General features: G+C 37.7%; 16 protein-coding genes and 1 other annotated feature. Of the genes, 14 read left to right on the plus strand and 2 right to left on the minus strand.

Annotated features, from left to right (window positions below):
• Positions 1 to 7: 7 nt before the first annotated feature.
• The 10 genes from ACQKEV_RS13135 to ACQKEV_RS13180 all read left to right on the plus strand — a co-directional run bounded on the left by ACQKEV_RS13135 (position 8) and on the right by ACQKEV_RS13180 (position 7,968).
• Entirely contained in the window at positions 8 to 205 is a 198-nt protein-coding gene (locus ACQKEV_RS13135; RefSeq protein WP_427446727.1) for a hypothetical protein, read from the plus strand.
• Positions 206 to 306: 101 nt separating this feature from the next.
• Positions 307 to 1,533 (plus strand): MFS transporter, encoded by a 1,227-nt coding sequence (locus ACQKEV_RS13140; RefSeq protein ID WP_427457931.1) that lies wholly within the window; start codon positions 307 to 309, stop codon positions 1,531 to 1,533.
• A gap of 298 nt (positions 1,534 to 1,831) precedes the next feature.
• The gene (locus ACQKEV_RS13145) at positions 1,832 to 2,206 is read left to right on the plus strand and encodes a MerR family transcriptional regulator (RefSeq protein WP_427446730.1); all 375 of its coding nucleotides are present in this window, start codon (positions 1,832 to 1,834) and stop codon (positions 2,204 to 2,206) included.
• 211 nt (positions 2,207 to 2,417) lie between these two features.
• Positions 2,418 to 3,551, plus strand: a complete 1,134-nt coding sequence (locus tag ACQKEV_RS13150) for an NADH-dependent flavin oxidoreductase (RefSeq protein ID WP_427446732.1) — start codon at positions 2,418 to 2,420, stop codon at positions 3,549 to 3,551.
• Positions 3,552 to 3,878: 327 nt separating this feature from the next.
• The gene (locus ACQKEV_RS13155) at positions 3,879 to 4,145 is read left to right on the plus strand and encodes a hypothetical protein (RefSeq protein ID WP_427446734.1); all 267 of its coding nucleotides are present in this window, start codon (positions 3,879 to 3,881) and stop codon (positions 4,143 to 4,145) included.
• A gap of 91 nt (positions 4,146 to 4,236) precedes the next feature.
• A complete protein-coding gene (locus ACQKEV_RS13160; protein WP_427446735.1) occupies positions 4,237 to 4,617 on the plus strand; it encodes a hypothetical protein in 381 nt (126 codons plus the stop codon).
• A gap of 98 nt (positions 4,618 to 4,715) precedes the next feature.
• A complete protein-coding gene (locus ACQKEV_RS13165) occupies positions 4,716 to 5,303 on the plus strand; it encodes a histidine phosphatase family protein (RefSeq protein WP_427446737.1) in 588 nt (195 codons plus the stop codon).
• A gap of 570 nt (positions 5,304 to 5,873) precedes the next feature.
• Positions 5,874 to 6,126: a binding site (T-box leader), on the plus strand.
• A 70-nt stretch (positions 6,127 to 6,196) separates the two neighbouring features.
• Positions 6,197 to 7,000: a class I SAM-dependent methyltransferase gene (locus ACQKEV_RS13170; protein ID WP_427446739.1), complete on the plus strand. Its 804-nt coding sequence runs from the start codon at positions 6,197 to 6,199 to the stop codon at positions 6,998 to 7,000.
• 253 nt (positions 7,001 to 7,253) lie between these two features.
• The gene (locus ACQKEV_RS13175) at positions 7,254 to 7,733 is read left to right on the plus strand and encodes a DUF2975 domain-containing protein (protein ID WP_427446741.1); all 480 of its coding nucleotides are present in this window, start codon (positions 7,254 to 7,256) and stop codon (positions 7,731 to 7,733) included.
• Between the two features lie 10 nt (positions 7,734 to 7,743).
• On the plus strand, positions 7,744 to 7,968 hold the full coding sequence (locus ACQKEV_RS13180; RefSeq protein WP_427446743.1) for a helix-turn-helix domain-containing protein: 225 nt from the start codon (positions 7,744 to 7,746) through the stop codon (positions 7,966 to 7,968).
• Positions 7,969 to 8,192: 224 nt separating this feature from the next.
• Here the strand turns inward: ACQKEV_RS13180 and ACQKEV_RS13185 are convergent, their stop codons facing one another.
• A complete protein-coding gene (locus tag ACQKEV_RS13185) occupies positions 8,193 to 8,552 on the minus strand; it encodes a YgaP-like transmembrane domain (protein WP_427446745.1) in 360 nt (119 codons plus the stop codon).
• A gap of 117 nt (positions 8,553 to 8,669) precedes the next feature.
• Here ACQKEV_RS13185 and ACQKEV_RS13190 point away from each other — a divergent pair, with 117 nt between their 5' ends.
• The 3 genes from ACQKEV_RS13190 to ACQKEV_RS13200 all read left to right on the plus strand — a co-directional run bounded on the left by ACQKEV_RS13190 (position 8,670) and on the right by ACQKEV_RS13200 (position 11,873).
• Entirely contained in the window at positions 8,670 to 10,403 is a 1,734-nt protein-coding gene (locus tag ACQKEV_RS13190; RefSeq protein WP_427446747.1) for an adenine deaminase C-terminal domain-containing protein, read from the plus strand.
• Between the two features lie 13 nt (positions 10,404 to 10,416).
• Complete coding sequence (locus ACQKEV_RS13195; RefSeq protein WP_427446749.1) at positions 10,417 to 11,463, plus strand: DUF3048 domain-containing protein; 1,047 nt, start codon at positions 10,417 to 10,419, stop codon at positions 11,461 to 11,463.
• 74 nt (positions 11,464 to 11,537) lie between these two features.
• Positions 11,538 to 11,873 carry a YerC/YecD family TrpR-related protein gene (locus tag ACQKEV_RS13200; protein ID WP_269926244.1) on the plus strand — a complete coding sequence of 112 codons (336 nt, stop codon included), beginning with the start codon at positions 11,538 to 11,540 and terminating at the stop codon, positions 11,871 to 11,873.
• Between the two features lie 17 nt (positions 11,874 to 11,890).
• Here the strand turns inward: ACQKEV_RS13200 and ACQKEV_RS13205 are convergent, their stop codons facing one another.
• Positions 11,891 to 12,043 (minus strand): hypothetical protein, encoded by a 153-nt coding sequence (locus ACQKEV_RS13205; RefSeq protein WP_427446751.1) that lies wholly within the window; start codon positions 12,041 to 12,043, stop codon positions 11,891 to 11,893.
• Between the two features lie 82 nt (positions 12,044 to 12,125).
• Between ACQKEV_RS13205 and ACQKEV_RS13210 the strand changes: the two genes are divergently transcribed.
• Positions 12,126 to 12,818 carry a heptaprenylglyceryl phosphate synthase gene (locus ACQKEV_RS13210; RefSeq protein WP_427446753.1) on the plus strand — a complete coding sequence of 231 codons (693 nt, stop codon included), beginning with the start codon at positions 12,126 to 12,128 and terminating at the stop codon, positions 12,816 to 12,818.
• Positions 12,819 to 12,830 lie beyond the last annotated feature (12 nt).

Below are 12,830 nucleotides of genomic sequence, written 5' to 3' on the forward strand. Positions count from 1 at the left end.
AAGAATAATGATTTTAGAAACTTTATTAAGTTGGATTGTGGGTTTAATTATTTTGTATGTAGTTATTTTTGCTGCAGTAAAGGATGCCATTGATAAGTCAGAGGTAGGTAAAATATTAATAAAAAAGTATAGAGTTAAAAAAGAGATAGTAACGATAAGTGATGAAGATATTGAAAAGGAATTAGAAGACGATGAGAGAAAGTGAAATTCGTAGAAATTATTTGATTAAAGATGAACGGGGCAGTTAGTTTAAGAACGTATCTGGTGAAATTTATGTACTTAGAGAGGCTTGAGTGGATGAAGCTTATGAAGCATAAAGATTTTTCGCGTTTTTGGATTGCCTCAACAATATCAGACTTTGGCGCATATATCACTACGCTTGCTCTACAAGTTTTAGTGATAGTTAACCTAAGTGGAAGTGCAACTGATGTTGGATGGATTTCTGCATCTAGGTGGTTCCCATATATGCTCCTAGGACTGGTAGCCGGCGTTATTATTGATCGCGTCAACCGTAAATACATATTAGTAGTGACAGATATAAGTAGAGGAATTTTACTTATATTAATTTGTCTAACGGCAATGTTCGGTCTTATTAATATCGGATGGCTTATTGTCATCATGATGTTTTTTGGGGTTATGTCACTATTTCATGACGTTGCGTCACAGTCTCTAGTGCCAATGATCGTACCTCGGAACATGTTAACAGAGGCAAATGCACGATTAGGGCAAAGCTCAGCAGTCGCAGAAACCAGTGGCCCAGCACTCGCCGGAGGAATAGTCGCCTGGATTGGTGCTCCGTTCGCTATCCTAATGAATGCAGGGACGTATATTCTCTCAGGAATTATAATGTCTTTTATAAAATATCAGAACACAGATATTGCAACGAGCGGTCATTTGAGCGTGCAAATAAAAGGAGGTTTGCAATGGGTTTACCGACACGAATACCTTCGTACATTGGCTTTAAATACACACGTTTGGTTTCTTTTCCATAGCATGTTGAGTACCGTGTTCGTAACGTTCGCAATAATTGAACTTGGATTCAAAGCTTCTAATGTTGGAGTTGTCTTATCTGCAGCAGGTATTGGTGCTGTACTTGGGACCTCTCTGTCCATTCGAGCTGGTAAGCGTTTTGGTATTGGACATGTTATGACATTTTCACGAATCTTGTATGGGCCGGCAGTGATCCTGATCGTCCTAGCACCAGCAGCTATTGACGGAAATATGCAGACAGCGTCACTAGTTATGGTTATTTTCGGTCAATTTCTTTACGGTTTTGGGATGGGAGTAGAAGGCCCACTCGAAATGAGCTACCGTCAGTCCGTAACTCCAGCTAGTATGCAAGGTCGAATGAATGCCACTATGCGATCAATCAATCGTAGTATGATTGTAATTGGTGCGCCATTAGGCGGCTTTATCGCCGATAAATTGGGATTCCGAACGGCCTTATGGATTTCTATAGTAGGACTAGCCATATGCGGGATATGGTTATTTTTCTCCAAAATTTATAATGCTCAAATTGAGGATCATGACTAGATAATGTTAAAAGGAAAAATCTTTTGTTGTTTTGATTTAGAGAAGGATTGATAAAACACGTTTTTAGCTAACGGTGCAGATTATTTGAATAAGGAACAGCATAACTATAAAGACTTACCTCGCTAATACTTAGGCGAGTTTTTTTTTGCCAAAAAAGAAGCTAAATATTGTTAGTTCGTTATGCAGGGGGAAATAAATTCTTGACTTAGAGTAAACTCTAAGTATTACTCTTTCTTTGTATCACAAATTAATAAAGAAAAAAGAAATAGACATATCAGATTTATAGGAGGCGGTTATATTGACATATTCTATCGGAGAATTTTCTAAAATCGTTGGTTTAAGTGATCATACACTGAGGTTTTATGAAAAAGAAGGATTAATAAAAGTAAACAGAAACGATAATAATATCCGAATCTATTCTGATGAAAACAAATTATGGATTGAATCTTTGCTTCATCTAAAAAATACAGGGATGTCACTAAAAGACGTGAAACAATTTGCCTTGTGGGGACATATCGGGGATGAAACCATGGAAGAAAGGTTAGCTCTACTTAAAAATCATCGTAAAAAAGTAGTGGAAGATTTGGAGAAGCTTCGTCAAAGTTTAGAGCATTTGGATAATAAAATTAATCTTTATGAAAATGAATTAGGAAACTGTTTCTCAGGAAATTAAGCAGCCAGTTATATTTTTTTGTTGTGTCTTTTTGTTGAATCTTGTGCAAACAGCTTTCGAAAACGTGTTTTTATCGAATTAATATAATAAAACACTTGCTATAGAGTTCACTCTAGGGATTAATCTATTCTTGCACCATCAAAATAAATGAGAATTTAATGAGCCTTTGTACAATACGTTCAAAGAAATGTAATCAGAAAGAGGTATAAAAATGAACCAAAAATATAGCAATTTACTTGAATCCTACACACTCAAAAGTGGAATCACCCTTAGAAATCGGGTCGTTATGGCCCCTATGACCACTTGGTCCAGTAATGACGATTACACCATTTCCGATGAAGAAGTGACCTATTACAAAAAAAGAGTAAATGGCGTAGGCCTAGTTATTACAGGATGTACGCATGTACAGCCAAACGGCATTGGTTTTACCAATGAATTCGCTGCTTATGACGATAAGTTTATTCCGAGTCTACGAAAATTAGCTGATGCTGCGAAAAGTGGAGGAGCTCCTGCGTTACTTCAGATTTTCCATGCAGGCAACAAAGCTCTACCAGTTTTAACACCAGATGGAGAGGTGGTTAGTTCAAGTGCTGTAGAAACAGAAGCTACTGAATTTGCCCCTTCAGTTTTGCCTAGAGAACTTTCACACGAAGAAATATTGGAAGTCATTCATGCGTTTGGAGAAACAACAAGACGGGCCATTGAAGCAGGGTTTGATGGAGTAGAAATTCATGGCGCGCATGGATTTTTACTTCAAAACTTCTTATCTCCCTTCTTTAACAGACGCGAAGATCAATGGGGCGGATCTCTAGAAAACCGTTTGCGTTTCCCATTGGCAGTCGTTCAGGAAATGAAAAACGTGATTAAAAAACATATAACAAAACCGTTTATTCTTGGCTACCGGATTTCTCCTGATGAACATGAAGATGGCGGTTTGAGAATGAAGGATACCTATGAGTTAATTAATTGTCTTATTGAAGCAGATGTTGATTATGTACATGCTTCGTTGGCTGATGCACTTTCCTCAAAGCCTGTCGATAGTCAAGATGACAAAACATATCTTGAATTAATTGTTGAACATGTAAACGGCAGAGTTCCTGTAATGGCTGCTGGTTCAATGGGTACTCCGGATGATGTTGCATCAGCATTGGATAAGGGTCTATCCCTGGCAGCAGTTGGTCACGGGTTAGTCATGAATCCAGAATGGGTTGAGAAGGTTCAAAATGGAAAAACAGCTGAAATTGAGACAGATATTAAGATTTCAAAGGTTAGTGAGCTTGTACTTCCGGAAAAACTTTGGGGCGTAATGCAAGCTTCAGGTCCATGGTTTAAGATTGAGGAATAAAATTAGCGAGGTTCAATCACGTTAAGTCTGCAAAGTATTGCTCGTGCGGTCGCCTATGCAATTTAACAACCTTCAGATGTAGCGATTAATGAGATGATTATTCGTCCATCAATTCAAGAACTCTAAATCTTCTATAATGAGGCAGCCCCAGTGCATTTGGGGTTGCCTCATTGCACTTCAAATAATGAAAGTGAACGGAATAAAGAATATTACATTACCAGGTAAACCTTTTTCAAAGTACATGCAGGCTAGTTGAAGAAGTAGGAATTTTTTGGATGAGTGTCGAAGAAGATATTTAATATAGAAAAAATTGAAATGGGGGATTCAATGTTAGTTAAAGGTTATACTGTCAGTTTTCCTAAAGTTTATTGGGTGGTATTAATTCCTATATTCTTAGGGGTAAGCTATTCTAATATTTTTTTTGATTGGCAATTGCAATATTATGGTGTAAACGAAGCCGAAGATTTTGGAAGATATGTATTTGTCTTAGCTTTAAGTATTTGCCAAAGTTTTATTTACATTTTACTAATTAGGTTTGCAGTGTCTTTATTAAAATATTTATTTAGAAAAAAAGAGCAGAATTCTTCGTCATAATGGATTTTTCTATCCAACCCTTATTGATCAAACGGGGTTAGTTAATTAGGGATTTGTGAAATTAGGTTAAAATCAAGGAGGATTTATTATTTTGAATTACAAACTTCTCCCTTTAATACTTACTGCACTATTGTTGTGTGGATGTTCGAAAACTACTTCTATTAACTTTCCTGAAAAACTGGATGTTCCAGATGAGGGGAAATATACTGTCTTCTATATAGATGATTTATCTGGAACGATCAATAAAGAAATAACCGATGATATGCTTCCTACATTTCTAAAATCAGAACCACCTCATAAAATGTCAACACTGATACCCGTTGAACTACAAGATTTCAACCAATTATATGACGCTCAATTCAATATAAATAATACTCCGTACTATATCTTTTTAGATTCTGAAGAAAATATTTTTCAAACAACTGACATAAATAAAGCCAAGGAATTCTTTAAAGAAAATATTAGTAACTAATAACTTTATTAGTATGGATTGTGAAGAAATATACGCCAACTAACGAGGCAGTGGAGTTGAAGAAGGAAAAATAAGAGAAACTTATTGGGGGGAATTTATTGAGTACAGTTGTTTATATGGTGAGACACGGTGAGTCGCCAAAAGAAGGAAATGAAAGAACAAGAGGATTAACCGAAAAAGGTTATTTAGATGCTCAACGAGTTACTGATATATTGAAAGATGAAAAAATTGATGCAGTTGTTTCAAGCCCGTACATACGTTCAATATTGACTGTTGAAAAGTTAGCTGAACAAATTGGGCAAGAAGTTTTAGTCTTTGAGGATTTAAAAGAGAGGATTTTTTCTTCTGAAAACAAAAGATTAGCTGATAAGGAGTTGAATCAGATTTTGCAAAAGTCGTTTTTTGATTCAACTTTTTCCTTCGAGGGAGGAGAATCAAATGATGATTGTCAAAAAAGAGCTATAAAAGTTTTAAATGAACTATTAGATACTTTGAGAAATAAAAAAATAGTGATAGGAACTCACGGGGCAATTATGACCTTGATGATGGAATATTTCGATAGCACCTATGACTTGAATTTCTTACATAGCACATCAAAACCTGATATTTATAGAATGGAATTCAATGAACAAGAATTACTGAACGTTCAACGAATATGGAGTGTAAGTATTAGCGTTAACCAATAATAATTATTTCTTGTTCTTCAATAAGAGGTAAAGCATTTTTTCTTATTAAACTAAAGAAGAAGCTTTTAATAAAAAATTGATAAAAAAGGTTGTGAAAAATGAATGATTCCATTAGTTACCTTATGGTCGCATTTATCATAATAGGTGTAGCATACAGTTTAGTAAGACAAGTTCAACACATTTTGATGATCCATAATGTAAATAATTCAGTGATATTTAATTATAAAATGTCATTATTTGTTTATTATGTAGCGTGTGGATCACTATTTGGATTTCTCATTTCGTATATTTTAAACATATTAGTTGCAATTCAATTTATCCAATCCAATCTAGTTAAAAGCGATACTACTGCATTAAGTAGTTCTTTATTTCTCATGGTCTATATAATCACTAAATGGGTAGTCATTCCCAAAGTTTGTGACCAGCACAAATTATTAAAGGAATAACAGGATGATATATTTTTTCTAACTTCATTGAACTCACCTGGAGGATAGTCATAGCAACAAACCCAACTAAACAGGAATCCTATTTACAGTAGAATGAAAAATTGTTAAAATCAGATAAATTAAACATAAAGCGTCGAAGAGAAGAGTAGTTAAGAACAGATTGTTTACAGAGAGCTCCCATTTTGCTGGAAAAGGAGTAATAATCACTTAATGAATAAAGTCTCAGAGCTTCTTACCAAGCTAATCTGTTGATTAGGGATCGTAAGACGGGATTCTGCCGATATACGGATAGGGTATTGATGTACCCGAAGAGGTTGATGTAGTGATATGTCAACAAACTAAGGTGGTACCACGAAATAATAACTTTCGTCCTTAAGATTCAGTTCTTAGGGGTGAGAGTTTTTTTATTTTCTAGTTTTGGAATGATTTTTTAGGAGGAATATAAAGATGAATAGCATAGAAACCGTAAGAAAATTTTATGATGAAACCGTGAACTATGAATGGGAACGGCTTAATCGACACAAAGTCGAATATGAACTGACCAAACGGTACTTAAACCGTTATATTAAGCCTGGAGATAAAATATTAGACCTCGGTGGCGGTCCTGGAAGATATTCTCTTGATTTTGCTAAACTTGGATGCGATGTAACTTTGGCAGACCTTTCACAGAAAAATGTAGAATTCGGATTAACTAAGGCAAAGGAACTTGGTGTTCCACTTAGTGGTATATGCGTAGATAGTCGTGATTTATCCGCTATAGACGATGGACAATACGATCATGTGTTATGTATGGGACCGATGTATCATCTAAAAGATGAGAATGATAGGGTGAAAACTATAAATGAATGTATAAAAAAATTAAAATCTAACGGAACTATTTTCGTGGCATTCGTTTCATCTTATTCATTTGTTTGGGATTACTTATTACGAAATCCTGATTTAATCCTTGCTGAAGAGCGAAAATCACAGCTAAATATTATGCTAGATGATGTTAATTTTAAGGGCCACGGGTTTACTGATAATTTCTTTATCCGGCCTAAAGATGTACATCCATTCTTCGAACAGTTTAGTCTTGAAAAACTACATTTGCTTAATTGCGAGAGTTTTTTATATCTACGGGAGGCAGAACTCCTTAGCCGACCACCTGAAGTGGTATCTGCGTGGCTAGACTTGGCAGAGCAAGTATGTGAACGCGAAGACATGCTAAGTTTAGCAGAACATATTATGTATATTGCCAAGAAAGTGGAATAAGCTATTTATCTAAAAACTTTTCAAACGTAATTATTTACTTTAATCTTCTTTTGTTTATAAGTACGAGTATTCCCATTATCTAATTGAAGCTATAAAGCATTTCTTTGTTATGAGAAATGTTTTTTTCTTTGTCGAAAATTAAAAGCATCTTTAAATTACAACAAACATACAATTAAAAACGACATTTTTTTATCGCGAAACGATAAAAAATGTGATAAAATCAATTTAAAAAATAATAAGTGAGGAGCTTTTTATGAAACGGGAAACACTCTTTTTAAAGGTAGTTATTTTTTTGATGGTAATTCCGGTTTTGGCTGTGTGTATTTTTGTTTTGCCTGAGCTGTCAAGTTTTGTAACAGAGATAATGCCAAGGTTCGCTTATTTGCAATATCCCTTTTTAATCGTCATGTTTGCGACAGCTGTCACGTATTTTGTTGCATTGTATCAGGCTTTAAGGCTTTTAAATTATATTGACAAGAACATCGCTTTCTCGGAATTATCGGTAAAGGCTTTAAAGAATATAAAATATTGTGGAATCACAATCAGCAGCTTGTATGTGTTATGTATGCCGATCTTGTTTTATATGGCTGAGGTAGATGACGCCCCAGGTCTCGCAGCGATCGGATTGATCATAACGTTTGGAGCAATTGTGATTGCAGTCTTCGCAGCGGTTCTTCAAAAGCTATTAAAAAATGCTATCGATATAAAATCAGAAAATGATTTAACAGTCTGAGGTGAAAACAATGGCAATTATAATCAATATTGATGTGATGTTGGCTAAAAGGAAAATGAGTGTAACCGAGCTTTCGGAGAGGGTTGGAATCACAATGGCAAACCTTTCTATACTGAAAAATGGGAAGGCAAAAGCGATTCGATTATCGACTTTAGAAGCTATTTGTAAGGCTTTAGACTGTCAGCCTGGAGATATTTTAGAATACAAAGGTGACGAAGACATTCTGGAATCATAAGAACATATTGGAAATACTTGCAACTTTAATTAGAGGATTCATTCACGAAAAAAAGACTGTCCCAAAACATTTTGGGACAGTCTTTTGCTTAATTTATTGTTCAACCCCAGATAAATAGTTAGTTACCCCATTTAACACAAGTGTTACCCCGTTTAACTAAGAAGTTACCCCATTTAAAACAGGTGATACCCCATTTATCCAAGACCTTACCCCACACAACACAATCAGGTCGTAACTGACATGCCTTGTCCAGTAAGATCCTTCATCATATTACCTACTCCAGAACCGGTACCTGATGTCGCTTGTCCAGTCATACCTGCACCAGCGAAATCCTTCATTAATTTTCCGATTTCTGGCGCAGTACCGGTTTGGCCCATCATGCCTTGTTGTTGCATCATGGCTTTCAATGGACAGAATTTCACTGTTCCTTCGGCAGCTTTCATGGCACCAAAGGCAACCATCATGCGTCCTTTGTTACAGTGAGGGTTGCGAGCGAGTTTAGCTGTCCCATAAGCGAGCATACTAAGTCCTAGTGAAAGCCTTGCCAGTGCGTTCCGTGTGCTTAAGTTTTGTGTTTGTGACATTTCCGTGTTTCCTCCTATCTGAATTTTCGAAAAAGTGTCCCTGCCGTCTATATTTTCCAAAGTTGGTATGCTAGTATAAAAAAATGATACCCCGTACGTGGAAGGAGAGTGGATACTATGCAACACCCGCTGTGGAAAATTGGAGAAATCCGCCACCAATTGAGCATGATTGATGGGAAAACTAGTCCCGATAAGATCATTGTGAATGCGACTTACTTACATAGCGTGCTGAAGAAATGGGTTGAAGGCAACATTTGGATTGCCAAAGACCGCATTGTATATGCAGGTCCTGACATGCCCGCACAGACGACTGATGCAGAAATAATTGATGCAAGTGGACAGGTGATTGTGCCTGGATATATCGAACCTCATGTTCATCCATTTCAACTTTATCATCCCCAAACCTTTGCTGATTATGCAGCACAATTAGGCACGACTACATTTCTATCAGACAATCTCATACTCTTTCTTTTATTAGAAAATGAGAAAGCGTTTACAATATTGGATCAATTGAATAAACTCCCGTTTTCATTTTACTGGTGGGCTCGATTTGATTCACAAACAGAGCTTGAAAATGAAGATGAACTCTTCACAACAAAATCGATTGGTGAATGGTTGGATCGTCCAGAAGTCCTTATGGGCGGCGAATTGACAGCATGGCCAAGATTGCTCGCAGGAGATGACCAAATGCTGTATTGGTTGCAAACGGCAAAATCTAAAGGCAAAAAAATGGAAGCCCATTTACCTGGTGCATCTGATAAAACATTGGCGCGGATGCGATTGCTTGGTTGCGACGGTGACCACGAGGCCATGACGATAGAAGAAGTGGAAAGACGTTTGTTGCACGGTTATGCCGTCACCTTAAGACATTCGTCCATTCGACCTGACCTACCTCATTTATTAAAAGATATTGTGGAAAAAGGTTTGGATGTTTTTGATCATTTAATGATGACAACTGACGGTTCAACACCGTCCTTCCATATCGATGGAGTAATGGATAAATGCATTCAAGTTGCACTTGATGCAGGTGTAAAACCAATTGATGCCTATCAGATGGCTTCCTATAATGTCGCGCGTTATTACAATATGACCAGTCTGCATGGCTTTATTGCCACAGGTAGATTAGCTTCATTAAACTTCCTTGAAAACGAACGCAATCCTGTACCGGTCAGCGTGCTGTCAAAAGGCGAATGGCTGAAGAAGGATGGCAAGAAAGTCCAGGAGTTGCCGGAAATTAATTGGTCTGTTTTAGGTGAACTGGAGTTAACGTTCGATTTAGATGATGGAGATTTTCAATTCTCGATGCCATTTGGAATAGAAATGGTTAACGATGTCATCACAAAACCATATAGCGTCTCGGTTTACGCGGGTGATAGTAGCTTGAGTTCCAATCATGACGAGAGTTATCTAATGTTAGTTGACCGACATGGTAAGTGGCGAGTCAATACGATGATTAAAGGTTTCGCGAATTCCGTGCAGGGCTTTGCATCGTCATATTCAAATACAGGAGATATTATCCTAATCGGTAAGAACCATCAGGATATGCTAGTAGCTTTCAACGAAATGAAAAAGATGAAAGGCGGCATCGTGCTCGCTGAGCAAGGTGAAGTCATTGCACATATACCACTAGCAATCGGTGGAGGATTATCGAATGAAAAAGTGGAAGATTTAATTGAGCGGGAATTGACACTGAAGAAAGCATTAAGCGATAGAGGGTATACACATGGGGATGCGATTTATACGTTGCTATTTTTGCAATCGACGCATTTACCATATGTCCGAATTACACAACGCGGCATCTATGATGTCATGAAAAAGTCTGTGTTATTCCCTTCATTCATGAGATCTTAGGAGGTTCAGGGAAATGAAGAATTTGCTGTTCATGATGGCGTTACTGCTGATGATTACTGGCTGTTCAAAAGACAAAGAAGAAACAGTCGACACAGAAGACCCAATTGTTGATGAAACGAATCCATCGGAAGACGAAGATGAAGTTGTAACCTTGCCTTATGCAGCACCATTTACAGGTGAACGTTCCGAAGAAGAATTCACGAAACGTCCTGTGTTGGTAACAATTAATAATCACCCGAAAGCAAGACCACAGTCGGGGCTAGCGAGTGCGGATATTGTGTATGAAATGGTAGCGGAAGGAAGCGTCACACGTCTGCTTGCTTTGTATCAAAGCGAATTGCCGGATAGAATTGGACCGGTCCGAAGTGCACGTGATTACTTCATTGAAATTGCATCAGGTCTTGACGCCTTTTATGTTGCTCATGGCTATAGCCCGGAAGCACGCCTCCTATTAACAACGGGTTACGTGGACAATATTAATGGTATGCAATATGACGGCACCTTATTTTTCCGTTCCAGAGATCGAGTTGCACCCCATAATTCATATATTTCAGGAGAACATGTCTTGGAAGGAATGAACAAAGTAGAAGCTCGACAGGAGATCGAAAAAATTCCGAGCCTGGCATTCTATGATTTAGTAGAAGAAGTACCTCTGAGTGCCCTTGCATCAACGATTGATGTTCGCTACGGCGGGAGTGAGGACTTCCACCATGTGTATTCATATGATACACTTACTCAACAATACTCTCGTTCTTCTGGAGGGGTTGTAACGATTGATCGAGAGACTGACGAAGAGATTCGTTTAGCCAATGTATTGTTTTTTGAAATGGACCATCAGACAATTGATGTCGCAGGAAGACAACAACTTGATTTAACATCGGGTGGCAAAGGCTACTTATTCCAAGCAGGTATGATGAAAGAAATCGAATGGCAACAAATAGATGGCGTCCTCGTCCCAATGGAAAATGGGGAACCTGCTAAACTAGTTCCAGGAAAAAGCTGGATTCATTTTGTCAAAACAAACCCTGGTATCGACCAAATGGTTACGTTTACTCCGTAAGTGACATAGCAGAATTTGAATATAGGAAGTATTTTTATAGTATTTAAAAAGGCTTCAAAAAGGAGGTAACAATTATGCAAGTAGATAAAATACGCGGTCATCAAACGGATCAGTTATTTAAAGCCGTTTTAGAATTGAAAGACATGGAAGAATGCTATCGATTTTTTGATGATTTATGTACCATAAGCGAAATCCAATCGTTATCTCAACGATTTGAAGTGGCCCATTTATTACGACTGAAGAAAACATATGAAACGATTAAGAATGAAACGGGTGCCAGCACGGCAACTATTTCTCGTGTGCGTCGTTGTTTCGATTATGGAAACGATACATATGATGAAATGCTCGGCAGGTTATATCCTGACGAAAAACCTTTCCAATTTCCAAAGTACGGGAATTCAAACGAATAAACTTCCAAAGGGACCACTCACATCGGAGAGTAGTCCTTTTTTGTTGGGGAAAAATGGGTGAAACCGATTAAAACGGGGTTGATGCCGATTAAAAAGAGTTTCATGCCGATTAAAAGCGACTCGATGCCGATAAAAAGGTAATCCATGCCGATTAAACGCAAGACATTCAAACATTTGCCTGCTCACACTCTTCGAATAGAAGGGTTTTTTGTTATACTAGATAGATGAAAATGAACAGATAGGTGGGAGCCGATGATGTATCAGGCATGGCGTCACGTTTTTAAATTAGATCCTGCAAAGGAAATTGCTGAAGATGCTCTTAAGCAGGTGTGTGAATCTGGAACGGACGCGATATTGATCGGCGGAACAGATGGCGTAACCCTCGAACTGGTTTTGGATTTACTCATACGAGTCAGACAATATAAAATTCCGGTTGCACTGGAGATTTCCAATATAGAATCCGTTACACCAGGATTTGATTTTTATTTCATTCCTTCCGTGTTGAACAGTACAAATACAGCATGGGTCAAGGATTTGCATATCGAAGCCATCAAGGAATTCGGTGATTATATGGACTGGAATGAACTAGTTCCGGAAGGTTATTGCATTTTAAATGCAGATTGCAAGGCGGCGCGTGCAACTGATGCACAGACATCGTTATCGAGGGAAGAAGTAATTGCCCATGCGAGGCTGGCAGAACACTTTTTCAAATTGCCGATATTCTACGTAGAATATAGCGGAGTTTATGGAGACCCGAAAATGGTACAAGCAGCGAAAAACGTTTTGACGAACACGCGTCTTTTTTATGGTGGCGGTATTACATCGGCAAAACAGGCGACTGAAATGGCTTTGATTGCGGACACAATCGTAGTAGGCAACCATCTCTATATCAATTTGAATGAAGCACTCGAAACTGTGAAAGCTGTTCACGCAGTGACACTTTGACAATTACCATAA

Origin of the sequence: Paenisporosarcina sp. NPDC076907 (genome assembly GCF_050269735.1) — a bacterium.
Classification (GTDB): domain Bacteria; phylum Bacillota; class Bacilli; order Bacillales_A; family Planococcaceae; genus Paenisporosarcina.